The sequence below is a fragment of the Limnohabitans sp. JirII-29 genome (assembly GCF_003063395.1).
Lineage (GTDB): Bacteria > Pseudomonadota > Gammaproteobacteria > Burkholderiales > Burkholderiaceae_C > Limnohabitans.
In genome coordinates, this window is the sequence record NZ_NESB01000007.1 from 93,216 (window position 1) to 117,134 (window position 23,919).

Here is a 23,919-nt window from a genome sequence, read left to right on the forward strand (position 1 = left end):
CAGGAGCTCATCCCATGACCCAAGCAGTCATCATTGAAAAACACGGCGGTCCCGAAGAAATGAAATTGGTCGATGTGACCGTGGGCGAACCAGGCCCCGGTGAAATCCGCATCCGCCACAAAGCCATTGGCTTGAACTTCATCGACGTGTACCAACGCATTGGGCTGTACCCTGCACCCATGCCGGTGCGTTTGGGCATGGAAGCTTCCGGCATTGTGGAAGCCGTAGGCGAAGGCGTGACCCATTTGAAGGTCGGTGACCGTGCAGCCTACGCCAGCCACCCCTCGGGCAGCTACTGCGAAGTGCGTGTGATGCCTGCCAAGTGCGTGTGCAAATTGCCTGACGCCATTTCGTTTGAAACCGGTGCCGCCATGATGCTCAAGGGCTTGACGGCCCAGTACCTGCTCAAGCGCACTTTGCCCCAAGGTGGCTTGAAAGCTGGTGACTTCATCTTGTTCCACGCCGCCGCGGGTGGTGTGGGCTTGATCGCCTGCCAATGGGCGCGTGCCCTGGGCTACCAACTGATTGGCACCGCAGGCAGTGACGCCAAATGCCAGCTGGCCAAAGACAACGGCGCGGCCTTTGTGATCAACTATTCCACCGAGGACTTCTTGGCTCGCGTGAAAGAAATCACCGGCGGCAAAGGCGTGAAAGTGGTCTATGACTCGGTGGGCAAAGACACCTGGGACAAATCGCTCGACTGCATCGCACCGTTCGGCCTGATGGCCAGCTTTGGCAATGCATCCGGTCCTGTGCCGCCATTTGCCCCCGGCATCTTGGGCAACAAGGGTTCGATCTATGTGACCCGTCAAACCTTGTTCAGCCACATCGTGACTCGCGAGAGCACGCAAGAAATGGCCGACGATTTGTTTGAAGCCGTCACCAGCGGCAAGGTCAAGATCCACATCGACCAAACCTACAAGCTGGCCGACATTGCCCAAGCGCACCGCGACTTGGAAGCACGCAAGACCACCGGTTGCACCATCATCACGCTGTGATCTGATTGTTCAACCTGAGTTGGTAAAAAGCCCTGCTGGTGACAGCAGGGCTTTTTTAAAGCGAGAACACACCATGAAGTACCCGATTGCCATTGAACCTGAAAACGCCACGACCTCGTGGGGCGTTGTGGTGCCCGATTTGCCGGGCTGTTTTTCTGCCTCTGATTCCGGCATGGATGAGGCCATTGAAAATGCCAAAGAGGCGATTGAGCTTTGGATTGAAACAGCGTTGGATTTGGGACAAACCATTCCTGCTGCGAGTTCGATCACGCAGTTGCAAAGAAAACGTGAATTCAAAGGCTGGGTTTGGGCTGTGGCAGAGATTGATCCGGCCTTGTTGTCCGACGAGATCGAGCGTGTGAATATCACGCTGCCCAAGCGTGTGCTGGCCCGTTTGGATGCCAAGGCCAAGGCATTTGGCGAGTCTCGTTCAGCCTACATCGCGCATTTGGCCATCAGTGCTTGATGGCGTGCGTGGGTTCAATGCCCGCGCCGCACGCGCAACACCTCGTCCAGTACCAAGCAAGCTGCGCCCAGGGTGATGGCGCTGTCGGCCAAGTTGAAGGCCGGAAAGTGGATGCCTGCGTGATGAAAGTCCAGAAAGTCGACCACGTAGCCGTAGAGCACGCGGTCCATCACATTGCCCACCGCACCGCCCAAGATGCAGGCCAGGGCAAAGCCAAAGAGTTTTTGTCCAGGATGTTTTTTGAGCATCCACATGATCACGCCTGCCGAGACCAAGCCCAGACCAGTGAAAAACCAGCGTTGCCAGCCACCTGCGCTGGCTAAAAACGAAAACGCAGCGCCTGTGTTGTGCACCCGCACGATGTTGAAAAACTCTGTGACTGCAAAACCCTCACCCAAGCCATAGCGACCCACGATCAACACCTTGGTGAACTGGTCAGCCAGCACCACCACCAAGGCTAAGCCGAGCCAAAGCCAATGGGACGGGGTGTGGTGGCGTGTCATATGTCAGGTGTCGAGTGTCAGTATGAGTGGAAGGCGTCAAGCGCAGTGGCGTACTTCGCCCTCGCCATACAGGTTGCTGGTGCAGCGACCACACAAGGTGGGGTGGGCTGCGTTGTGGCCCACGTCGTCGCGGTAGTGCCAGCAGCGCTCGCATTTGGCATCGGAGCTCACGCTCACTTGGGTGGCCAGGGCTTCGCCTTGTGTCAAGGCAATGGCGGAGGTGATGAAGACAAATTTCAAGTCTTCACCCAGGCTGTTCAAGAGGGTGTAGTCGTTGGCATTGACTTGCAACGCGATGTTGGCTTGCAGCGACGAGCCCAATTTGCCATCAGCACGCACGGTCTCGATGTCTTTGTTGACTGCATTGCGAATTTCGCCAATGCGTGCCCACTTGGCCAGCAAGGCGGTGTCGGCCTGACCCAAATCTACAAAGGTTTCCAGGAAGATGGATTCGGAGTTGCCAAACAAACCCCACGCCTCTTCGGCGGTGAAGCTCAAGAACGGTGCCATCCAGCGCAGCATGGCATGGGTGATTTGGTGCAACGCGGTTTGCGCACTGCGGCGTGCCAGCGATTTAGGCGCTGAGGTGTACAGGCGGTCTTTGAGCACGTCCAGGTAAAACGCGCCCAAGTCTTCTGAGCAATAGACCTGCAATTTGGACACCACGGGGTGGAACTCGTACACATCAAAGTGCGCACGGATATCGGCTTGCAGTTGCGCGGCGCGTGACAGCGCGTACTTGTCAATCTCCAGCAAATCGTCAAACGCTACCGCGTCTTGTGCCGGGTCAAAGTCGCTCACGTTGGCGAGCAAAAAGCGCAAGGTATTGCGAATGCGGCGGTAGGCGTCGACCACGCGGGCCAAGATTTTGTCGTCGATGTTGAGGTCACCCGAGTAGTCGGTGGAGGCCACCCACAGACGCACAATTTCTGCGCCCATCTTCTCTGTGACTTCCTGGGGCGCGACCGTGTTGCCCAGGCTTTTGCTCATCTTGCGGCCTTGACCGTCGGTGGCAAAGCCGTGCGTCAACAGGCCTTTGTAGGGCGCGCGGTCATACAAGGCGCAGCCCAACAACAGCGAGCTGTGGAACCAGCCCCGGTGCTGGTCGTGGCCTTCGAGGTACAGGTCGGCTTCGGGGCCTTCTGCGTGGAAAGGCGCGCGGTCATAGGCGTTTTTGTGGCTACCGCGCAGCACGTGTTGGAAGGTCGAGCCCGAGTCAAACCACACCTCCAAGATGTCGGTGCTCTTGGTGTACTGGGCTGCGTCGTCGCCCGCTTGGTTCAAGATGTCTTCCACCGTCACGCGGCTCCAGGCTTCGATGCCGCCTTGTTCCACGATGTCAGCCGCTTGGTCCAAGATGGCCATGGTGCGTGGGTGCAACTCGCCACTGTCTTTGTGCAAGAAGAACGGCACCGGCACGCCCCAGCTGCGTTGGCGCGAGATGCACCAGTCGGGGCGGTTGGCAATCATGTCGCGCAAACGCGCTTTGCCGTTTTCTGGGTAGAACTGGGTGTGTTCGATCGCGTCGAGTGCGAGTTGGCGCAGCGTCTTCGGGGCTTTGTCGGTGGTGAAGACACCTGGGCCTTCGTCCATGCGGATGAACCATTGGGCCGCCGCGCGGTAGATGACGGGCGTTTTGTGCCGCCAGCAATGCGGGTAGCTGTGGGTGATGGTTTGTGTGGCCAGCAAACGTCCGGCACTTTTCAAGGTTTCCAAAATCACAGGCACAGCTTTCCAGATGTGCAGGCCACCGAACAAGGGGAAGTCAGCGGCATACGCGCCGTTGCCTTGGACCGGGTTCAAGATGTCGGTGTACTTCATGCCGTGCGCCATGCAGGAGTTGAAGTCATCCACGCCATAAGCCGGGGCGCTGTGCACGATGCCGGTGCCGTCGTCGGCGGTGGCGTAGTCGGCCAGGTACACCGGTGCGGTGCGTTGGTAGCCTGCGTCCACGTGTGACAGCGGGTGGTGGAATGCGATGTGGTCGAGTGTTTTACCCAAGGTGGTCGCAACGACGGCGCCGCTGAGTTGCCAGCGCTCCAGACATTTCGCCACCAAGGACTCGGCGCACATCAACAAACCACGTTCGGTGTCGACCAAGGCGTAGGTCAACTCTGGGTTGAGGTTCAAAGCCTGGTTGGCAGGAATGGTCCATGCGGTGGTGGTCCAGATCACGGCATAAGCGTCTTTGTCGAGCTTGGGCAGTCCGAAGGCTGTGGCGAGCTGGTCGGGTTGGGCGCATTGGAAGGCCACATCCAGGGTTTCGCTTTTCTTGTCGGCGTATTCAATTTCAAACTCGGCCAAAGACGAGCCGCAGTCAAAGCACCAGTAGACGGGCTTCAAGCCACGGTAGACAAAGCCACGCTCGATCACGCGTTTGAAGGCGCGCAGTTGGCCCGCTTCGTTGGCTGGGTCCATGGTGCGGTAGGGGCGCTCCCAGTCGCCCAGCACGCCCAGGCGTTTGAAGTCCTCGCGCTGTTGCTCAATTTGTTCGGTGGCAAAGGCGCGGCTTTTGGCTTGCATGTCATCGCGGCTGAGCTTGCGTCCGTGCAGTTTTTCAATCGCGTTTTCAATCGGCAGGCCATGGCAGTCCCAGCCGGGGATGTACTGCGCGTCAAACCCCGCGAGTTGCTTGGACTTGACGATCATGTCCTTGAGCACTTTGTTGAGCGCATGGCCAATGTGCAGTTTGCCGTTGGCGTAGGGCGGGCCGTCGTGCAACACAAACAAGGGTGCGCCTCGGCGCGCCACACGCAGCTTTTTGTACAAACCTTGTTCGTTCCACTGCTTGACCCAACCGGGCTCGCGCTTGGGCAAATCGCCACGCATGGGGAACGGCGTGTCCATCATGTTGATGCGTGTGTCGGGGGAGGCGGTTTTGTCGGTCATGGCAGTTTCAAATCGGGCAAGGCGGGTTGGGCGAAGGCTCGCTGAAGGGGCGGGCTTAGGGCTTCAAGGACAGACGCGGGGCAAGGTGCGTCGGGCGTGCCCCGTCAAATTCGGGCGCTGAGGGCCCAGGCACGCGCGTCCTCACAGTCTTGGCGTATGCCTTGTTGCAAGGCTTCCAGACCGTCGTATTTGCGCTCGTCGTGCAATTTATGTAGCAGTTCCACGCGGATGATTTTACCGTAGCCCCCTTCGTCGCCTAGGCGAGTCGGCCAGTCCAGGCAATGGGTTTCCAGCAGCACTCGGCCCCCGTTCACATCGTTGGCGTCAAGCGAGGGTCGAATGCCTAAGTTGGCCACCCCGGTCAAGGGGGTGTCGTCCAGGCCGTGGACGCGCACCACGAAGATGCCACTGGCAGCAGGTTTCCAGTGCGAAAAGCGCAAGTTCAGGGTGCGGCAGTTGAGTTCGCGTCCGAGTTTGCGGCCATGCACCACATGGCCTGAGATGGCGTAGGGACGCCCCAGCAACTGAGCCGCTGCGTGCATGTCGCCCCGCGCCAAGGCATCCCGCACGGCTGAACTCGATACGCGCAAGCCATGTACCTCGTAGCTGTTCATGCGTGCCACGTCGAAGCCCAGTTTCGCCCCTGCGGCATCGAGCATGGCGTAGTCGCCCGCACGCTTGGCACCAAAGCAGAAGTCGTCGCCGACCAGCACGTACTTCACGCCCAGGCCTTGGCACAGCACGTCCTGGATAAAAGCTTCAGGTTGTTGAGAAGCGAAGGCGTGGTTGAAAGGCAGCACCACGCATTGGTCGACGCCGCAGGCCCGTAATTCGTTGAGTTTGTCGCGCAACGTGGCGATGCGCGCAGGCGCCAGTTCGGGCTGTTGAAAGCGTTGGGCGAAGAAGTCGCGTGGATGCGGCTCGAACGTCATCACGCAACTGGGCACGCCCCGGTGGCGGGCTTCGTTTTGTAGCAAGGCCAGCATGGCCTGGTGGCCTCGATGCACACCGTCAAAGTTGCCGATGGTCAGGGCGCAGGCAGGTGCGAGCGCACGGTGGTGAAAACCTCTGAAAACTTGCATGGTGCTGAATAGTTGGTGCGTGACAAGGACTTGACACGCAATCGCTGTATATTGTCCTTGATAGACGTGTGCATTCCGAATCGGTGTTTTGAACTCGAATGATGGAGGTGTGTTGTGAAGGTCTTGAAACTCTCGGCCCAGGGGCTGCCCCAATCCTGGATCTCGCTGGAAGAAGCGGTCATCCATTACGCAGCGGGAGACGTGCGCTGGGAGTCTGGCGGCGAGGTGGCGGTGTTTCATGGCGGTACCAATGCCATCACGGGCGAGTTGTCGGTGATTGCTGTCAACAGCATCATCGGCACGCGAGGTGTGCCCAACATCAACCCTTTTGATTTAAAGCCCGGCCTGACCAACGCCAAGTTGTTTGCCCGTGATCGCAATATTTGTGCTTACTGCGGCGACCATTTTCACGACACCGAACTCACGCGTGAGCACATTCGGCCCTTTGGCCAACAAGGCATGGACCACTGGATGAATGTGGTCACGTCGTGCAAGTCATGCAACCACCGCAAAGGCAACCGCACGCCGGAACAGGCGCATATGCCTTTGCTGTATGCCCCTTACGTACCCAGCCTGTGGGAAGACTTCATCTTGCGCAACCGCCGCATCCTGTCCGATCAGATGGAGTTTTTGATGGCGCATGTGCCCAAGAGCTCTCGGCTCTTGGCTTGAGTTATTGCAGCAGTTGCGCCACTGTTTTCGGGTACATCACATGCTCTTGCGCCAGCACGCGCTCGGCCAAGGTGTCTGGGGTGTCACCGACTAATACGGGCACCACCGCTTGCGCCAAGATTTCCCCGTGGTCTAACTCTGCGGTCACGCGGTGCACGGTGGCCCCAGCGAATTTGCAACCGGCTTTCAGCGCACGTTCGTGGGTGCGCAGTCCCGTGAACGCGGGCAGCAGCGAAGGGTGAATATTGATCAAACGCCCGGCGTAATGCGTCACAAATCCAGGGGTCAGGATGCGCATGAAACCCGCCAGCACCACCAGATGCGGTTGATAGGTGTCGATCACGGCCATCAAGGCGGCGTCAAAGGCCTCACGTGGTTGCGCGTGTGCGGCAAAAGCGGTGTGCTCGACCACTGCGGTGGCAATGCCTTGGGACTTGGCCAATGCCAAGCCGGGCGCGTTGGGGCGGTTGCTGATGACGGCGCTGATGCGTGCGTTCAGGTGCTTGGCCCATTGCTCGGCTTGTGCGGTTTGCACGATGGCAGCCATGTTGGAGCCGCTGCCAGAAATCAGGATCACGATATTTTTCATCTGGTCCGAATTATCCAGGGGTAAAAAATCGCACGGTCGTGCTAAAAACGAGGAATCACGTTTTGGCGAAGGAAGTACCACGATGGATTTGGCTTTTACCCCCGAAGAAGAGGCGTTTCGTCAAGAAGTGCGTGCATGGGTGCACGCCAATTTGCCGCCTGACATTTCGCACAAAGTGCACAACGCCTTGCGCTTGACGCGCGACGACATGCAGCGTTGGGCCAAAATTTTGGGCCAAAAGAACTGGTTGGGTTACGGCTGGCCCAAGCAATTTGGTGGCCCAGGCTGGACAGCGGTGCAAAAACATTTGTTCGAAGAAGAGTGTGCGTTGGCAGGCGCGCCACGCATCGTGCCGTTTGGCCCGGTCATGGTGGCCCCGGTGATCATGGCCTTTGGCAATGCCGAGCAACAGCAGCGCTTTTTACCCGGCATCGCCAGCGGTGAGGTGTGGTGGAGTCAGGGCTACAGCGAGCCTGGCTCCGGCTCAGACCTGGCCTCGGTCAAAACGCGTGCCGAGCGTGTGGGCAACCACTATGTGGTCAATGGCCAAAAAACTTGGACCACCTTGGGTCAATACGGCGAGTGGATTTTTTGTCTGGTGCGCACCAGCAACGAGGGCAAACCGCAAACCGGTATCTCCTTTTTGCTGATTGACATGAAGTCGCCTGGCGTGAGTGTGCGCCCCATCAAGCTGCTGGACGGCGAGTGCGAGGTCAACGAGGTGTGGTTTGACAACGTGCAGGTACCCGTTGAAAACCTGATTGGCGAAGAGAACAAAGGCTGGACTTACGCCAAGCATTTGCTGGCGCATGAGCGCACCAACATTGCCGACGTCAACCGTGCCAAGCGTGAATTGGAACGCTTGAAGCGCATTGCCAAAGCCGAGGGCGTCTACGACCCGGCCACAGGCGGTGTGGAGGCCCTGCGTTTTCGCGATGAAATTGCCAAGCTCGAAGTGGATGTGGTGGCGCTGGAGATGCTGGTGCTGCGCGTGCTGTCCGCCGAGAAGTCGGGCAAACAAACGCTCGACATCGCAGGCTTGCTGAAAATCAAAGGCAGCGAAATTCAGCAGCGTTACACCGAGCTGATGATGCTGGCCGCTGGGCCTGCCAGTGTGCCGTTCATCGAAGAAGCGATGGAGGCGGGCTGGCAGGGCGACCCTGCGCTCAGTGGCTTGTGGACGGGCGGTGCCATGCATGCTGCGCCGCTGGCATCGAGCTACTTCAACATGCGCAAGACCACCATTTACGGTGGCTCCAACGAAGTGCAGCGCAACATCGTGGCCCAAGTGGTGCTCGGATAAGGAACAGACATGGACTTCAATTTTTCAGACGAACAAGAGCAACTGCGTGATGCGGTACGCAAGTGGGTCGACAAAGGCTACGACTTTGAGCGTCGCCGTGCGGTGGTGGCCGAGGGCGGTTTTTCGCGTGCCGCTTATGGCGAATTGACCGACTTGGGGCTGGGTGGCCTCTACATTCCTGAAGCCTTGGGTGGCTTGGGGATGGGGCCAGTCGAGGGCATGGTGGTGATGGAAGAGTTGGGGCGTGGCATCGTGCTCGAACCTTTGGCGCAGACCTTGATCGCCGGGGCAGTGCTCTCAGGCTATGCCCCTGCCGAGGTGCAAGCGGCATGGTGCGAGAAGGTGGCCACGGGTGAGGCTTTGGTGGTGCTGGCGCATCAAGAGCGCGCCGCGCGTTACCAATTGGCCCATTGCCAGACCACTGCCGAATTGCAAAACGGGCAGTGGACCTTGACTGGTGCCAAGAGCGTGGTGCCTGCGGGTGACCAGGCCGATGCGTGGCTGGTGCCTGCCATGGCTAAGGGCCAAATGGGGCTGTATTTGGTGGAGCGCAACGCCGCTGGCGTGGCGACCCGGGGTTACCTCACGCAAGACGGCAGCCGTGCGGCTGAGCTGAGCTTGCACCAAACGCCAGCCACCTTGGTGACCGCCGACGGCATGACGGCTTTGCTGCACGCGCAAGACATTGGCATTGCGGCTGTGTGTGCCGAGGCCGTGGGGGTGATGGACAAAACCGTGGCTATCACGGTGGAGTACATGAACATGCGCAAGCAGTTTGGTGTGGCCATCAGCAGTTTTCAGGCCTTGCGCCACCGCGTGGCCGACATGAAGATGCAACTGGAGTTGGCCCGCTCCATGAGCTACTACGCATCCCTCAAGCTCAACGCCCCGCAGGACGAACGTCGCCGTGCCATGGCGCGTGCCAAGTACCAGTTGGGCACGTCGATGCGCTTTGTGGGCCAACAGGCGGTGCAGCTGCATGGCGGCATTGGGGTGACCGATGAATACATCGTGAGCCACTACTTCAAGAAGCTCACGCAGCTTGAGCTGAGCTTTGGCGACACCCTGCACCACTTGGGCCAGGTCTCGGCGCAAATGCAAGACACCGCAGGCGTGTTTGCCTGACGCAGGCTGAATGTGGCCTTCAGTTGGCGCGCTGAAAGCGCGGTTGAAGCAGGCCGTCGATCACCACCTGTTCGGTGAACATGGCCGCGGGTCGCACCCACAGACCATGGGCGCCATAGAGTGCGCGGTACACCGTCATGGGCTCTAGCGTTTCGCTGTGGCGCGCGGTGCCAATCACCTCGTACATGCCGCCTTTGTAGTGGCGGTACAGGCCGGTGGGGGTTTCTTCGAGAGGGGGGAGGTCTTGGTCGTTCATGGGTGGGACAATACACCTTATGCACCCAAAAGCCTTGTTAGAAGCTTGTACCGAGCTTGTTCGCCTCACCTTGAAGTTTGACCACCCGGCTGACGCCGTGGTTTCTAAGTTTTTCCGTGACTACCGCAAAACCTATGCCTTTGGCCCGCGCGAGCGTGCTGCCCTGGCTGAGACGGTTTACAACGTCTTGCGCTACAAATTGCGCTACGACCACTTTGCGCCCTCAGGCTCTGGCCCCAAAGAGCGCCGTTTGGCCATCCTGGGCTTTGCGGAGCACTTGGACCAGCAAGCGCCGATGGCTTCGGGCGCGTCAGGCAACAAGCCAGCCCCCGGCAAACGCAAGGCCGACAGCTCGGGTCCGCGCGACTTTTTGAAGAGTGCCCTGAGTGACCCAGAAATTGTCTGGCTCGACGCCTGTGCCCAGGTGCAAACAGCCGATTTGATGGAGCGCCATCGCCACAACCTGCCCGAGTGGCTGGTGGCCCCGCTCAAAGCCCAAGTGGGCGATGGGTTTTGGCCCTTGGTGGCGCGCCTCAATGGTTCCGCTCCGCTGGACTTGCGCGTCAACACTTTCACCGACAAACGCAGCGATGTGCAGCACGAGCTCAAACTGGCAGGCATCCAAGCCACGCTGACGCCTTATTCCCCCTGGGGCTTGCGCATTGACGGCAAACCAGCCCTGAGCCAACTCGACGCCTTTGCCCGTGGGGCCATCGAGGTGCAAGACGAGGGCTCGCAGCTCTTGGCTTTGTTGCTCGACGCCAAGCGAGGCGAAATGGTGGTGGACTTTTGTGCCGGTGCCGGTGGTAAGACCTTGGCCATTGGTGCGGCCATGCGCAGCACTGGACGGTTGTACGCGTTTGACACCTCCGCCCACCGTTTGGAAGCCTTGAAGCCACGCTTGGCCCGCAGCAAGCTCTCCAATGTGCACCCTGCGGCCATTGCCCATGAACGTGATGACCGGGTGAAACGCTTGAGCGGCAAGATTGACCGTGTGCTGGTCGATGCGCCCTGTTCGGGCCTGGGCACCTTGCGCCGCAACCCTGACATGAAATGGCGTCAGTCCCCGCAAGCGGTGGCCGAGTTGACCGTCAAACAAACGGCTATTTTGGCCAGCGCCGCACGCTTGCTCAAATCCGGTGGTCGTCTGGTGTACGCCACCTGTAGCGTGTTGCCTGAAGAGAACGAAGCCATTGCCCAAGCTTTCAGCGCCGCCCATCCTGACTTTGTTCCGATGTCGGCAGCCCAGACCCTGGTCGAGCTGAAGGTGGAAAACGCGGCGTCTCTTTGCACGCCAGATGGCTTGTATTTGCGCCTTTGGCCCCATCTACATGCCACGGATGGCTTTTTTGCTGCCGCCTGGACCCGCAAGTAAAATTATCAAATATTCATTGAAACTGGAAACTTCGCATGTTGTTACCCAATTGGCCTTGGCTTGACGCAACCCTGTTTTGGTTGGGCCACGGCCTGCTTGACCTGACCTGGTGGCAAGTGGTGTTGGTGACCTTAGGGTTGACGCACATCACCATCGCCAGCGTGACGATTTATTTGCACCGCCATTCCGCACACCGTGCGCTGGACTTGCACCCCATCGTGTCGCACTTTTTCCGTTTCTGGCTGTGGTTGACCACGGGCCAAGTGACCAAAGAGTGGACCGCCATTCACCGCAAGCACCACGCCAAGTGCGAACAGGCTGAAGACCCGCACAGCCCCCATGTGTACGGCATCAAAACCGTGTTGTTGACCGGTGCTGAGCTGTACCGCAAAGAATCCAAAAATCTCGACACCCTGGCCCGTTATGGCCATGGCACACCGGACGACTGGATCGAGCGCAACGTCTACACCCGTTTTTCTTGGCAGGGCGTGGCCCTGATGCTGATCATCAATTTGGCGCTGTTCGGTGCCATCGGTCTGACCATTTGGGCCGTGCAGATGATGTGGATTCCTGTCACTGCCGCGGGCATCATCAACGGTGCGGCGCATTACTGGGGGTACCGTAACTTTGAGGCCCCTGACGCCAGCACCAACATTTCCCCCTGGGGCATCATCATTGGTGGCGAAGAGTTGCACAACAACCACCACACCTACCCCACTTCGGCCAAGCTGTCGGTCAAGCCCTATGAGTTTGATCTGGGCTGGGCGTACATCCGTATTTTGGAAACTTTCGGTTTGGCCACGGTCAAGAAAACGCCTCCTAAGCTGGCGTTTGGCGACATCAAGCCTGTGGCTGATGAGAAGACTCTGGAAGCCGTGATTGCCAACCGCTACGAAGTGATGGCCAATTACGCACGCCAATTGCGCAGTGCCATGCAGCAAGAGATTGCCAGCTTGCCAGCCAAGCCTGCCGAATCTGTGTTGGCTGCCGCCAAGCGCTGGATGCACCGTGATGCAGAGAAAATCCCTGCGGCGGTGGTGGCCCAACTCGCCCAAGCCCGTGCGGTGCTGCCTGTGGCAGACAAGATGGTGCGTATGCGCGAAGAACTGCGTCAGCTGTGGCTCAACACGGGCCACAACCGCGCCCAGTTGGCGCTGGACCTGCAAGCCTGGTGCAAGCGCGCTGAAGACAGTGGCATTGCTGCGTTGCAAGAGTTCTCTGTGCGCTTGCGTGCCGTGCACGCTTAAGCCTCGCTCCTTCAAACAAAAACCCGCTGTTCTTGCGATCAGCGGGTTTTTTATTGGGCCAGTCTGAATTACTTCAGCTTGGTTTCCTTGTATTCCACGTGCTTGCGAGCTTTGGGATCAAATTTCATGATCAACATTTTCTCGGGCATGGTTTTCTTGTTTTTGCTGGTCGTGTAAAAGTGACCGGTGCCGGCTGTCGATTCCAGCTTGATTTTCTCGCGTCCGCCTTTGGATGCCATGATCGTTTCCTTAAATTGATTTAGTCAGTTGAGGACAGAGCTTGCAAGCTTCGGTCTGTCCCGCAAATCATCAAGCCTGACCGCGGGCGCGCAAATCGGCCAGCACAGAGTCAATGCCATTTTTGTCGATCAGGCGCAGAGCCGCACTAGACACGCGCAAGCGCACCCAACGGTTTTCGGTCTCCACCCAGAAACGGCGGTATTGCAGGTTCGGCAAGAACCGGCGCTTGGTTTTGTTGTTGGCGTGGGAAACGTTGTTCCCCGTCATCGGGCCTTTGCCCGTTACTTCACATACGCGTGCCATGTGGACACTCCATGATTTTCTATACGGCAGCTCGTTGTCACGAGCGCCTCACCTCGCCAGAAAGGGTGGCGGTAACCCGACATTTGCAGCTTTGTCCCCATCTGAAAGACGGGGCCATATTCAACAAAGCCTGAAATTATAGCGTTTTATCAAACGCCTTCTTGTTCCAAGAAGCGTTGGGCGTCCAAGGCGGCCATGCAGCCCGTGCCGGCGCTGGTGATGGCTTGGCGGTACACATGGTCTTGCACGTCGCCAGCCGCAAAGACACCCGGCACGCTGGTCATGGTGGCAAAACCCTGCAAGCCGCCTTGGGTGACGATGTAGCCGTCCTTCATGGTCAGCTGACCTTGAAAGATGTCGGTGTTGGGGTGGTGGCCAATGGCAATGAAACAGCCTTGCAGCGTCAGGTCACGGGTGCTGCCGTCTTGGGTGCTTTTCAGGCGCACGCCGGTCACGCCCGAGGCGTCACCCAGCACTTCGTCCAGGGTGCTGTGGGTTTGCAACACGATCTTGCCTGCGGCCACCTTGTCCATCAGCTTGTCAATCAAGATCGCTTCAGCCTTGAACTTGTCGCGGCGATGGATCAGGTGCACCACGCTGGCGATGTTGGAGAGGTACAGCGCCTCTTCCACCGCGGTGTTGCCACCGCCCACCACGCATACCGGTTGCTCGCGGTAGAAAAAGCCGTCACAGGTGGCACAACCCGACACGCCACGGCCCATGAACGCCTCTTCAGAGGGCAGGCCCAGGTATTTGGCCGAAGCACCGGTGCAAATGATCAGGCTGTCGCAGGTGTAGACACCGCTGTCGCCCGTCAGTGTGAAAGGGCGCTTGGAGAAATCAACCGTGTGGATGTGGTCAAACACGATCTGGGTGTTGAAACGCTCAGCGTGTTGCTGAAATCGCTGCATCAGCTCGGGGCCTTGCACGCCGTTCACATCGGCAGGCCAGTTGTCCACCTCGGTGGTGGTCATCAATTGGCCGCCTTGAGCCATGCCCGTGATCAGCAAGGGCTTCAAGTTGGCGCGCGCCGCGTACACAGCGGCGGTGTAGCCCGCAGGGCCAGAACCGAGAATCAAAACTTGGGCGTGTTGGGGGGTAGACATCGGGACCACTCGATCGAAAGAGACAATAAAGACAAGATTGTAAGAACCCAGCCCCGGCCCTGCGTGATGTGGGGCCGTCCCTCGGGTAAGCTCTCCCATCTGACATGACCTATTCGCTCAACACCCTCAACAATGACCGTCGTCCGACCCGAGGCGACGACGACGCCAAACCCACCGGATTCAGGCGCTTTGCACAAGAAATCGCGCTCACCGCTGGTTTTGTGTTCATGCTGTTTTGGTTGTTGGCACTGCTCACCCATAACCCGCTTGATCCTGCGTGGACCACCTCAGGCACAGGCAACAGCGTGCGCAACTTCGGTGGCCGCTTGGGTGCCTGGTTGGGGGACATGAGCTTTTTCTTGCTCGGCTATTCGGTGTGGTGGTGCTATGTGGCTGCCTTGGTGGCTTGGCTGGCCGCTTTGGCCGAGCGTTTGCGTGAAGACGATGCCCCGCCTGCTGATGGCTTGGGCTGGCGGCATACCCGTTTTGCCTTTTGGGCGGGGCTGGCCTTGTTGCTCGTCTCCAGCGTAGGCTTGGAGTGGACCCGCCTGTACCGCTTTGAAGGGCGCTTGCCTGGGCATGTGAGCGGTGGCGTGCTGGGCTATTTGGTGGGGCCATTCAGCTTGAAGTGGCTGGGCTTCAACGGGTCGGGCTTGATCTTCATTGTGTTTGGTGTGGTGGGTGCCTCTTGGGTGTTTCGTTTCTCCTGGGCTCAAACCGCCGAGAACATCGGGGCTTGGGTCGACGGCTGGATCGAGGCTTGGCGCGAGCGCCGTGAGCGCGAACAAGACGAGGCCTATGGCCAAGCCGCTGCCCGTGAACGCGAAGAAGTGGTGTTTGAAGAGCGGGTCGAAATTGAAGAACACCACCCCGTGCCGGTGGTGATTGAGCCTGAAATGGTCGAAGTGCCCAAGAGCGCGCGCGTGGCCAAAGAGCGCCAAAAGCCCTTGTTCACCGAGATGGTGGATTCGCGCCTGCCTCAGGTGGACTTGCTCGACGGCCCCTTGGTGCGTCAAGACACCGTGGCCCCCGAGACGCTGGAGATGACCAGCCGCATGATCGAGAAAAAGCTCAAAGACTTTGGCGTCGAAGTGCGGGTGGTGGCGGCGTCGCCGGGCCCCGTGATCACGCGCTACGAAATTGAGCCCGCCACCGGTGTCAAAGGTTCGCAGGTGATGAACCTGGCCAAAGACTTGGCGCGCTCTTTGTCGCTGGTGTCGATCCGTGTGGTCGAGACCATTCCCGGCAAAAACTACATGGCGCTTGAACTGCCCAACGCCAAACGCCAGTCAATTCGCCTGAGTGAAATTTTGGGCTCTGACATTTACAACGAAGCCAAGTCCATGCTCACCATGGGGCTGGGCAAAGACATCGTCGGTAACCCCGTCGTGGCCGATTTGGCCAAGATGCCTCACGTGCTGGTGGCTGGTACCACCGGCTCGGGCAAGTCGGTGGGTATCAACGCCATGATCTTGTCGCTGCTCTACAAAGCCGAAGCGCGCGACGTGCGTCTGTTGATGATCGACCCCAAGATGCTGGAGATGTCGGTCTACGAAGGTATTCCGCATTTGCTGGCACCGGTGGTCACCGACATGCGCCAAGCCGCACAGGGCTTGAACTGGTGTGTGGGCGAAATGGAAAAGCGCTACAAGCTCATGAGCAAGCTGGGTGTACGCAACTTGGCCGGCTACAACGCCAAGATCGACGAAGCTGCCGCGCGCGAAGAATTCATCTACAACCCCTTCAGCCTGACACCCGAGCAGCCTGAGCCCTTGCAGCGTTTGCCACACATCGTGGTGGTGATCGACGAATTGGCCGACCTGATGATGGTGGTGGGCAAGAAGATCGAAGAGCTGATTGCCCGTTTGGCCCAAAAGGCCCGCGCCGCAGGCATTCACCTGATTTTGGCCACCCAGCGTCCCAGCGTGGACGTGATCACAGGCCTGATCAAGGCCAACATTCCGACCCGCATTGCCTTTCAGGTCAGCAGCAAGATTGACAGCCGCACCATCCTCGACCAAATGGGCGCCGAAGCCTTGTTGGGCATGGGTGACATGCTCTACATGGCCAGCGGCACAGGACTGCCCATTCGCGTCCACGGCGCCTTTGTGAGCGATGAAGAAGTCCACCGCGTGGTGAGCTACCTCAAGACCCAAGGCGAGCCCGACTACATCGAGGGCGTGCTCGAAGGCGGCACGGTCGATGGCGAGGGCAATGCCAGCGGCCCCGACTTGTTTGGCGACGCACCCGCAGAAAAAGACCCGATGTACGACCAAGCCGTCGAGGTGGTGTTGAAAAACCGCAAGGCCAGCATCTCGTTGGTGCAGCGCCACTTGAAAATTGGCTACAACCGAGCCGCGCGTTTGGTGGAAGACATGGAAAAAGCCGGCATGGTCAGCGCCATGAGCAACAACGGCCAGCGCGAAATCTTGGTGCCCAAGCGCGATGAGTAGCGTCACACGTCCACCGCATGACAAACCTCGGCTGTTCGCCATGAACAAGCCAGCACTTCATGTGTCGCTCGCACAGACTCTGGGCAGCTTGAAGCGTTGGACACACGCGATGCGGCATGCGGCGATGGGGTGGGTTTTGGCTGGGGCGTGTGCGTGCGTCGGCGTGGCGCATGCCAACAGCCTAGACACCTTGGCTGTTTTTTTGAAAACCACCCAAAGTGGACGCGCCGACTTCACCCAGGTGGTGACGTCCCCGGCCAGGCCCGACCAAGCCGTGCGCAGCAAAACCTCGGTGGGCAGCTTTGCATTTGTGCGGCCGGTGCGCTTTCGCTTTGACTACCAAAAACCGTTTCCTCAGACCATCGTTGCCGACGGGCAAACCTTGTGGTTGTATGACGCAGACTTGGCCCAGGTGACAGCCCGCAAGCAAGCCCAAGCCTTGGGCAGCACGCCCGCCGCCTTGATTGCCACTGCCGCCGATCTGGCGGCCTTGCAAAAAGAATTCACCTTGCAAGCCGAGCCCGACGCCAACGGCTTGCAGTGGGTGCAAGCCACACCCAAGGGCCGCGACAGTGCTTTGCAGTCGGTGCGCATTGGCTTGCGTGTGCAAGCACAGGGCACAGCCTTGGACAAGCTCGACATCTTGGACGCCTTGGGCCAACGCTCGGTGCTGAGCTTTGAGCGCTTCGAGATCAACCCTGCCAATCTGGGTGTGGCGCAGTTCAACTTTGTGCCGCCCAAGGGCGTGGACGTGGTGCGGCCCTGAGTCCAGCTCAGCCCACCCTGGCCGTTGGCGGCGCTGCACCCATGACACGCCACCCGACGCCGCAGCCCACGCTGCAAGGCCTGCCGCCTTTGCTCAGCGCCAACACCCGCTTGGTCGTGTTGGGCAGTTTTCCGGGTGTGGCCTCGCTGCGCGCTCAGCAGTATTACGGCCACCCACAGAACCATTTTTGGAAAATCGTGGCCACCTTGTTATCGCCCGACCCAGCGGCTGTGCTGGCGCAGCACTACGACGCACGTGCTCAGTGGTTGCTCGCCCATGGCGTGGGCCTGTGGGATGTGTACGCCGCGTGTGAGCGTGAGGGTAGCTTGGACAGCCAAATTCAAAATGCCCAAGTCAACGATTTACCCAGCCTGCGCCAGCGTTGCCCGGCCTTGGCGGGCGTTGCCCACAACGGTGGCGAGAGCTTTCGCCATGCCCGCATCACGCAGGCTTTGGGACTGCCGGTGTACCGTCTGCCCTCCACCAGCCCGGCCAATGCCAGCTGGTCGTTCACGTGCAAGTTGGCTGCGTGGTGCGAGGTGTTTGAGGCGGTGGGCTTGATCAAGCCTGGCGCTTGATCACAAACGCGTTGTCTGCCGCTGTGAATCCCACCTTGGGGTAGTAGCCCATAGCCCCCGGAGCGGACAGCAAAATCAGCGACACCCCGTCGCCCATGGCGTGGCGTACCTGGGTGATCAAGGCGTCGCCGATGCCCTGGCGCTGGTAGGCATGGTCCACGGCCAGATCAGACAGGTAGCAGCAATAACAAAAGTCGCTCAATGCCCGCGCCACGCCCACCAAGTGGTCGCCGTCCCGTGCGCTCACCACCACATTGGCGTTGGCAAACATCAGGGCGATGCGCGCTGCATCTTGCGTAGGGCGTGTGATGCCTGAGTTGTTGAAGACACGGATGATGTCAAATGTGTTCAACGCAGTGTTGAGTCGGTAGTCAATCTTCGGCATGGCTGGCCTTTCAGCTAAATCGCTGCCATCAAATCCAGTTCAACGGTCGCGCCCTTGGGCAACTGGGCCACGCCAACCGATGTTCGCGTATGACGGCCTGCTTCTCCCAACACCCGAAACAGCACGTCGGATGCGCCGTCGCTCACTTCACTGTGTAGCCTCATGGATGCATCTTGCTCACGCTGCCTTAGCGCGCGTTCGCTGGGGGGTAGTCTTCAAACGAATTTCCACCGTTCTTCCCACTGCGCTTGCCGCCTTGATCAAGGTGTCCAGCTGAATGGACAAGTTGCTCGGGTCAAGCACGCGGTCAAGCTGGGAGCGGCTGGTCGCCATCCGTTGCGCCATGCTGACTTTGCTGATCTTGCCGCTTTGCATGGCGTCGTCTAATTGCTCGGCCAATGCTCGCTTGAGTGCACGGGCCTGTACCTCTTCATAGATGCCATCCTCTTTGAGGAAGTCATCAAAACTGCTGCCCATATGGGGGTTCGGCTTAGTTGTCTTGGCCATGTTGCCACTCCTTGAATCGTTTGTTTGCCAACTCGATATCGGCTGGGTTGGTTTGCCGATCGGCCACTTGTACTGCACGTATGCAATGTCTTCCCCGATGCTCTGCCGATCTGATTTGTCCAGTCCCTTCAACCAGTCACGGACGGGTTCATCGCCACTCGCAGTGCAATAAAAAATTGCTGGAATTTTTCTATAAGAAGACACACTTAAATTGTACCTTATGAGGTTCTTTTTTTGGACATGTGAACCGCCAAGCATTACCCGCTTGAACCCCTTCGCTGCACTTTGGCTATCACCCGATTCCTCATTCCCAACCACATCCCCCTCGCTGAACGCCTGCGCCCAAGCAGCTTGGGCGAGGGCATGGCCTCTGAGACTTGCCTTCCAGTCAGGCAAACCGACAAGATCGCCCCCATCATTGGCCCGTTTAGACCTCCAACGACGATGGCAGCGACGATGGCAGCGACGGGTTGACTGCCGTTTCTAGGTTGAATCACTTAAACAAGGACACAAGGGGTTGATTTCCCGTTCGGGATTTTTGCTACCACGGCTTGCGTGAATATCCACTTATATCCCTATCGGGAAATATTCTTGCCGTACAGAGAAAAACCTCGCATAATTTACCGAACGGGAAATTGCATGACAACCATCACATCGGCTCAACAGCTGGGCCAAGCCATTCGCTCAACGCGCAAACATCTGCGGCTCACACAGCCCCAACTGGCATTGACAGCAGGCGTGGGGGTGCGCTTTATTGTTGAGTTAGAAGCTGGCAAACCAACTGTGCGACTCGATGCGGTGATGCGCGTGATCGCCTCTCTCGGTGGGGTGATCCACGTGGAGGGTTTGACATCACCTGAACATGAGAACACAAGAGATGCCGCATAAATTACAAGTCTGGCTCTTCAATGAACCCGTGGGTACATTGGGTTTGGTCAACGGACGACTCAGCTTTGAATACGCGCAGCAGTGGCTGCAAAACCCCCAAGCCATGGCCATCTCTTGCGCCTTGCCACTCCAAGCCGCCACCTTTGATGACCATCTGAGCCGCCCTTTCTTTGCGGGCCTACTGCCCGAGGGAAAAATGCGCCAACTCATAGCTCAGCAGCTGCATGTCTCGGGCCAAAACGACTTTGCATTGCTCGACCATCTCGGCGGAGAGTGTGCAGGTGCCATCTCCCTGCTGGAACAAGGGCAACAGCATTCAGTGCTGGGCCAAACAATGGGGCATCCGGTTTGAATACATCCAGCCAGGCAAACCGCAGCAAAACGCTTATGTCGAACGGTTTAACAGAACTGTTCGGTATGAATGGCTGTCCCAGTACTACTGGGCTGATCTACAGGAGGTTCAGATGTTCGCGACCCAGTGAGTAGGCATCCCCCTGTTGGCCCACACTGGGCATCATAGAACTGAGGTGGTGCTGCAAGTCGAGTCAGTGCAGGCAATCAAGGAGTGGGCGTGGCCCGCCGAGTGAGACCTAACCCTTCACAGGGACTTCCCAAGTAGTCAAGCACTCGCAGGCGCGAGTTATTCACTGTTGACGGCTTTCTTGCACGGGCATGACGGCCTTGTTGCGCCTTAGTGGGCGCGGACCCAGATACGAACCGCTCGGCAGGGCCCCATTCCGTTCCCGTGGTCATGGCTGCCCCATTTAACCGCCAAGCCTCTCCCGCTTGACCCCCTTCGCTACACTTTGGCCATCACCCGATTCCTCCTCCCCAACGTGTCTTCCACCCACATCCCCCTCGCCGAACGCCTGCGCCCACGCATCTTGGGCGAGGTCATTGGTCAGCAGCATTTGCTGGGCGAGGGCATGGCATTGCGAGTGGCGTTTGAGTCGGGCCAACCACACAGCTGCATTTTGTGGGGCCCGCCCGGTGTGGGCAAAACCACCATCGCGCGTTTGATGGCCGATGCGTTTGATGCACAGTTTTTGTCCATCAGCGCGGTGTTGGGCGGTGTGAAAGAAATCCGTGAAGCGGTGGAGATGGCGGTGGCCGTGCGCGATGGCTTGGACCCTCGGCGCACCATCATGTTTGTGGACGAGGTGCACCGTTTCAACAAAAGCCAGCAAGACGCGTTTTTGCCGCATGTCGAGTCGGGGCTGTTCACCTTCATTGGTGCGACCACCGAAAACCCCTCGTTCGAGGTGAACTCGGCCTTGTTGTCGCGTGCCGCGGTGTATGTGTTGCAACCCTTGTCCGTGGACGACCTGGGCCAAATCATCGCCAAGGCGCAAGCCATTGACGCGGTGCCCGCCCTGGACGAAGCAGCACACCAACGTTTGGTGGCCTATGCCGATGGCGATGCCCGCCGCTTGCTCAACACCCTAGAAACCTTGGCTGTTGCGGCCACACGTGAAAAGCTTCCAGAGATCAACGACGTTTGGTTGATGCGTGTGCTCGGCGAGCGCATGCGCCGCTACGACAAAGGCGGCGAACAGTTCTACGACACCATCAGCGCCTTGCACAAGTCGGTGCGTGGCTCCGACCCCGATGCCGCGCTGTATTGGCTGGTGCGCATGCTCGATGGTGGGGCCGAGCCCAAGTACATGGCGCGTCGTTTGATTCGCATGGCCAGCGAAGACATTGGCCTGGCCGACCCACGTGCCCTGCGTTTGGCGCTGGACGCCGCCGAGGTGTACGAACGCTTGGGCAGCCCCGAAGGCGAGTTGGCCCTGGCCGAGTGCGTGGTGTACCTAGCGGTGGCACCCAAGTCGAACGCGGTCTACAAGGCCTACAACGAGGCGCGCGCGCTCATCAAGAAAGATGGCACCCGCCCGGTGCCCATGCATTTGCGCAACGCCCCGACGAAGATGATGAAAGACATGGACTGGGGCAAGGGCTACCGCTACGCGCACGACGAAGAAGACGGCTTTGCAGCCGGAGAAACCTACCTGCCCGAGGGGCTGCACAATCCGGGCTTTTACCGCCCAGTGGAGCGCGGTTTGGAAATCAAAATAGCCGACAAGTTGCGCCAGTTGCGCGACAAAAACCAACAAGCAGGTCAGTGAACCCCCATGGACGTTTTGCTTCAACAAGTCATCAACGGTCTCGTGCTGGGCAGCATGTATGCGCTGGTGGCCTTGGGCTACACCATGGTCTACGGCATCATCAACCTGATCAACTTTGCACATGGCGAGGTGCTCATGGTGGGTGCCTTGTGCAGCTGGTCGATGATTGGTTGGTTGCAACCCTTGTTGCCCAACACACCGGGTTGGGTGATTTTGTTGCTCTCGATGGTGGTGGCGTGTGTGGCCGCTGCAGCCTTGAATTTGGCGATTGAAAAAATCGCCTACCGCCCACTGCGCAACGCGCCCAAGTTGGCACCCTTGATCACCGCCATTGGCATGTCCATCTTGCTGCAAACCCTGGCCATGATCATCTGGAAGCCCAACTACAAGCCTTACCCCACGCTGCTGCCCAGCACGCCGATACCCATTGGCGAGGCAGTGATCACGCCCACCCAACTGATGATCTTGGCGGTCACCGCCATGGCGCTGGCCGTGCTGTCGTGGTTGGTCAATGCCACGTCGCTGGGGCGCGCCATGCGGGCCACGGCCGAGAACCCACGGGTGGCGAGCTTGATGGGCGTCAAACCCGATGTGGTGATTTCGGCCACCTTTGTCATCGGTGCTGTGCTGGCCACCATTGCGGGGGTGATGTGGGCCTCCAACTACGGCACGGTGCAGCACGCGATGGGTTTTTTGCCCGGCCTCAAAGCCTTCACGGCGGCGGTGTTTGGTGGCATTGGCAACCTCACGGGGGCGGTGGTGGGTGGTTTGCTGTTGGGCTTGATCGAGTCCATCGGTTCGGGCTATCTGGGTGCGTTGACCGGCGGTGTGCTGGGCAGCCAGTACACCGACATCTTGGCGTTTTTGGTGCTCATCTTGATCCTGACCTTGCGCCCCTCGGGCTTGCTGGGTGAGCGTGTGGCGGACCGCGCATGACACGCTCGTTGATGCGTCATCTCCCGAATCGCTGGCTCATGGCCGCCGTGCTGCTGGCGCTGCCCTTGGTCTTGCAAAGCTTTGGCAATGCCTGGGTGCGCATTGCCGACATGTCGTTGCTCTATGTGTTGCTGGCGCTGGGCTTGAACATTGTGGTGGGTTATGCGGGCTTGCTCGACCTGGGCTATGTGGCGTTTTTTGCGGTGGGTGCGTACTTGTATGGACTGCTCGCCTCACCGCATTTGCTGGAGAGTTTTCCGGCCATGGCCGCACTCTTTCCACAAGGCCTGCACCTGAGTTTGTGGCTGGTGCTGCCGCTGGCCGCTGGCTTGGCTGGACTGTTTGGCGTGCTGCTGGGTGCGCCCACCTTGAAGCTGCGGGGCGACTACTTGGCCATCGTCACACTGGGCTTTGGCGAAATCATCCGCGTGTTTTTGAACAACCTCGACCAACCCGTCAACATCACCAACGGACCCAAAGGCATTGGGCCGATCGATGCGGTCACGGTGTGGGGCTATCCCTTGTCGCGGCCTTTGGATTTGGGGTTCATCGAACTGCCTGGCGTCACCCTGTATTACTACCTCTTCCTCACCCTGGTGGTGGCGAGCGTGGTGGTGTGCCACCGGCTGGAAAATTCGCGGATTGGACGCGCCTGGATGGCGATTCGTGAAGACGAAATTGCCGCCAAGGCCATGGGCTTGAACACGCGCAATTTGAAGCTCATGGCCTTTGGCATGGGCGCCACGTTTGGCGGCATGTCGGGGGCCATGTTCGCGGCCTTCCAAGGCTTTATCTCGCCGGAGTCGTTCAGCCTCATGGAGTCGGTGATGATCGTCGCCATGGTGGTGCTGGGTGGCTTGGGCCATTTGCCCGGCGTGATTTTGGGGGCTGTGTTGCTGGCCGCTTTGCCCGAAGCCCTGCGCTACGTAGCGGGCCCGCTGCAAGAAATGACCGATGGCCGTTTGGACGCTGCCATCCTGCGCCAGTTGTTGATTGCCTTGGCCATGGTGGGCGTCATGCTGTGGCGGCCGCGTGGTCTGTGGCCCAGCCCTGAGCATGGTCAACGCCTGCCCCAGCCAGGAGCCAAGCTGTGACCACTGCCACACCGATCACAGCAGCCACATCC

Annotated in this window: 25 protein-coding genes and 2 pseudogenes; 16 read left to right on the forward strand and 11 right to left on the reverse strand. The window is 59.0% G+C overall.

All coding sequences use genetic code 11. From position 1 onward, the window contains the following. Positions 1–14: 14 nt before the first annotated feature. Complete coding sequence (locus B9Z39_RS12180) at positions 15–998, forward strand: quinone oxidoreductase (protein WP_108301905.1); 984 nt, start codon at positions 15–17, stop codon at positions 996–998. A gap of 73 nt (positions 999–1,071) precedes the next feature. After that, on the forward strand, positions 1,072–1,464 hold the full coding sequence (locus B9Z39_RS12185) for a type II toxin-antitoxin system HicB family antitoxin (protein WP_100146391.1): 393 nt from the start codon (positions 1,072–1,074) through the stop codon (positions 1,462–1,464). Between the two features lie 14 nt (positions 1,465–1,478). On the opposite strand, the gene lspA is transcribed toward B9Z39_RS12185, so the two are convergent. The 3 genes from lspA to B9Z39_RS12200 form a co-directional block, all read right to left on the reverse strand. After that, a complete protein-coding gene (lspA, locus tag B9Z39_RS12190; RefSeq protein WP_108301906.1) occupies positions 1,479–1,967 on the reverse strand; it encodes a signal peptidase II in 489 nt (162 codons plus the stop codon). Between the two features lie 36 nt (positions 1,968–2,003). After that, entirely contained in the window at positions 2,004–4,856 is a 2,853-nt protein-coding gene (gene ileS / locus B9Z39_RS12195; RefSeq protein ID WP_108301907.1) for an isoleucine--tRNA ligase, read from the reverse strand. A gap of 104 nt (positions 4,857–4,960) precedes the next feature. After that, positions 4,961–5,938 (reverse strand): bifunctional riboflavin kinase/FAD synthetase, encoded by a 978-nt coding sequence (locus tag B9Z39_RS12200; RefSeq protein ID WP_108301908.1) that lies wholly within the window; start codon positions 5,936–5,938, stop codon positions 4,961–4,963. A 114-nt stretch (positions 5,939–6,052) separates the two neighbouring features. Here B9Z39_RS12200 and B9Z39_RS12205 point away from each other — a divergent pair, with 114 nt between their 5' ends. Then, on the forward strand, positions 6,053–6,610 hold the full coding sequence (locus B9Z39_RS12205) for an HNH endonuclease (RefSeq protein ID WP_100146395.1): 558 nt from the start codon (positions 6,053–6,055) through the stop codon (positions 6,608–6,610). 1 nt (position 6,611) lies between these two features. On the opposite strand, the gene purN is transcribed toward B9Z39_RS12205, so the two are convergent. After that, positions 6,612–7,199 (reverse strand): phosphoribosylglycinamide formyltransferase, encoded by a 588-nt coding sequence (gene purN / locus B9Z39_RS12210; protein WP_100146396.1) that lies wholly within the window; start codon positions 7,197–7,199, stop codon positions 6,612–6,614. A gap of 82 nt (positions 7,200–7,281) precedes the next feature. Here purN and B9Z39_RS12215 point away from each other — a divergent pair, with 82 nt between their 5' ends. Together B9Z39_RS12215 and B9Z39_RS12220 are read left to right on the forward strand one after the other, a co-directional pair. After that, positions 7,282–8,502 (forward strand): acyl-CoA dehydrogenase family protein, encoded by a 1,221-nt coding sequence (locus B9Z39_RS12215; protein WP_100146397.1) that lies wholly within the window; start codon positions 7,282–7,284, stop codon positions 8,500–8,502. Positions 8,503–8,511: 9 nt separating this feature from the next. Next, positions 8,512–9,627 (forward strand): acyl-CoA dehydrogenase family protein, encoded by a 1,116-nt coding sequence (locus tag B9Z39_RS12220; RefSeq protein WP_100146398.1) that lies wholly within the window; start codon positions 8,512–8,514, stop codon positions 9,625–9,627. A gap of 19 nt (positions 9,628–9,646) precedes the next feature. Here B9Z39_RS12220 and B9Z39_RS12225 read toward each other — a convergent pair whose 3' ends face one another. Beyond that, complete coding sequence (locus B9Z39_RS12225) at positions 9,647–9,883, reverse strand: DUF1653 domain-containing protein (RefSeq protein WP_108301909.1); 237 nt, start codon at positions 9,881–9,883, stop codon at positions 9,647–9,649. 19 nt (positions 9,884–9,902) lie between these two features. Here B9Z39_RS12225 and B9Z39_RS12230 point away from each other — a divergent pair, with 19 nt between their 5' ends. Further along, positions 9,903–11,258, forward strand: a complete 1,356-nt coding sequence (locus B9Z39_RS12230) for an RsmB/NOP family class I SAM-dependent RNA methyltransferase (RefSeq protein ID WP_108301910.1) — start codon at positions 9,903–9,905, stop codon at positions 11,256–11,258. A gap of 35 nt (positions 11,259–11,293) precedes the next feature. Beyond that, positions 11,294–12,505: an acyl-CoA desaturase gene (locus B9Z39_RS12235; RefSeq protein WP_108301911.1), complete on the forward strand. Its 1,212-nt coding sequence runs from the start codon at positions 11,294–11,296 to the stop codon at positions 12,503–12,505. Between the two features lie 68 nt (positions 12,506–12,573). On the opposite strand, the gene rpmG is transcribed toward B9Z39_RS12235, so the two are convergent. The 3 genes from rpmG to trxB form a co-directional block, all read right to left on the reverse strand. After that, a complete protein-coding gene (rpmG, locus tag B9Z39_RS12240) occupies positions 12,574–12,744 on the reverse strand; it encodes a 50S ribosomal protein L33 (RefSeq protein WP_100131508.1) in 171 nt (56 codons plus the stop codon). 70 nt (positions 12,745–12,814) lie between these two features. Next, the gene (rpmB, locus tag B9Z39_RS12245) at positions 12,815–13,048 is read right to left on the reverse strand and encodes a 50S ribosomal protein L28 (protein WP_100146402.1); all 234 of its coding nucleotides are present in this window, start codon (positions 13,046–13,048) and stop codon (positions 12,815–12,817) included. A 149-nt stretch (positions 13,049–13,197) separates the two neighbouring features. Next, positions 13,198–14,154, reverse strand: coding sequence for a thioredoxin-disulfide reductase (gene trxB, locus B9Z39_RS12250; RefSeq protein ID WP_108301912.1), 957 nt, complete (start codon positions 14,152–14,154; stop codon positions 13,198–13,200). 104 nt (positions 14,155–14,258) lie between these two features. Between trxB and B9Z39_RS17230 the strand changes: the two genes are divergently transcribed. From B9Z39_RS17230 to B9Z39_RS12265, 3 genes are all read left to right on the forward strand, one after another. After that, positions 14,259–16,607, forward strand: a complete 2,349-nt coding sequence (locus tag B9Z39_RS17230) for a DNA translocase FtsK (protein WP_108301913.1) — start codon at positions 14,259–14,261, stop codon at positions 16,605–16,607. A gap of 124 nt (positions 16,608–16,731) precedes the next feature. Then, the gene (gene lolA / locus B9Z39_RS12260) at positions 16,732–17,373 is read left to right on the forward strand and encodes an outer membrane lipoprotein chaperone LolA (RefSeq protein WP_233249001.1); all 642 of its coding nucleotides are present in this window, start codon (positions 16,732–16,734) and stop codon (positions 17,371–17,373) included. Positions 17,374–17,414: 41 nt separating this feature from the next. Next, positions 17,415–17,951 carry a DNA-deoxyinosine glycosylase gene (locus tag B9Z39_RS12265; RefSeq protein WP_100146406.1) on the forward strand — a complete coding sequence of 179 codons (537 nt, stop codon included), beginning with the start codon at positions 17,415–17,417 and terminating at the stop codon, positions 17,949–17,951. On the opposite strand, the gene B9Z39_RS12270 is transcribed toward B9Z39_RS12265, so the two are convergent. The 3 genes and pseudogenes from B9Z39_RS12270 to B9Z39_RS12275 form a co-directional block, all read right to left on the reverse strand. Continuing rightward, positions 17,935–18,336 carry a GNAT family N-acetyltransferase gene (locus B9Z39_RS12270; protein WP_108301914.1) on the reverse strand — a complete coding sequence of 134 codons (402 nt, stop codon included), beginning with the start codon at positions 18,334–18,336 and terminating at the stop codon, positions 17,935–17,937. The genes B9Z39_RS12265 and B9Z39_RS12270 overlap by 17 nt on opposite strands. A gap of 14 nt (positions 18,337–18,350) precedes the next feature. Next, positions 18,351–18,488, reverse strand: a pseudogene (locus B9Z39_RS16915) (RidA family protein); the annotation flags it as partial. Positions 18,489–18,513: 25 nt separating this feature from the next. After that, positions 18,514–18,843, reverse strand: coding sequence for an XRE family transcriptional regulator (locus B9Z39_RS12275; protein ID WP_100146408.1), 330 nt, complete (start codon positions 18,841–18,843; stop codon positions 18,514–18,516). 639 nt (positions 18,844–19,482) lie between these two features. On the opposite strand from B9Z39_RS12275, the gene B9Z39_RS12285 reads away from it, so the two are divergent. From B9Z39_RS12285 to B9Z39_RS12310, 6 genes and pseudogenes are all read left to right on the forward strand, one after another. Continuing rightward, positions 19,483–19,731: a helix-turn-helix transcriptional regulator gene (locus tag B9Z39_RS12285; RefSeq protein ID WP_100146409.1), complete on the forward strand. Its 249-nt coding sequence runs from the start codon at positions 19,483–19,485 to the stop codon at positions 19,729–19,731. Next, positions 19,721–20,083, forward strand: coding sequence for a HipA N-terminal domain-containing protein (locus B9Z39_RS12290; RefSeq protein ID WP_108301915.1), 363 nt, complete (start codon positions 19,721–19,723; stop codon positions 20,081–20,083). The genes B9Z39_RS12285 and B9Z39_RS12290 overlap by 11 nt, the downstream gene beginning before the upstream one ends. Next, a pseudogene (locus B9Z39_RS12295) lies at positions 20,055–20,210 on the forward strand (integrase core domain-containing protein); the annotation flags it as partial. The gene B9Z39_RS12290 and the pseudogene B9Z39_RS12295, both read left to right, overlap by 29 nt. 357 nt (positions 20,211–20,567) lie before the next feature. Further along, a complete protein-coding gene (locus tag B9Z39_RS12300) occupies positions 20,568–21,857 on the forward strand; it encodes a replication-associated recombination protein A (protein WP_108301969.1) in 1,290 nt (429 codons plus the stop codon). 6 nt (positions 21,858–21,863) lie between these two features. Beyond that, the gene (locus tag B9Z39_RS12305) at positions 21,864–22,793 is read left to right on the forward strand and encodes a branched-chain amino acid ABC transporter permease (protein WP_108301916.1); all 930 of its coding nucleotides are present in this window, start codon (positions 21,864–21,866) and stop codon (positions 22,791–22,793) included. Next, positions 22,790–23,887, forward strand: coding sequence for an ABC transporter ATP-binding protein (locus tag B9Z39_RS12310; RefSeq protein ID WP_369908130.1), 1,098 nt, complete (start codon positions 22,790–22,792; stop codon positions 23,885–23,887). Before B9Z39_RS12305 ends, B9Z39_RS12310 begins: the two co-directional genes overlap by 4 nt. The last annotated feature ends 32 nt before the right edge of the window (positions 23,888–23,919 follow it).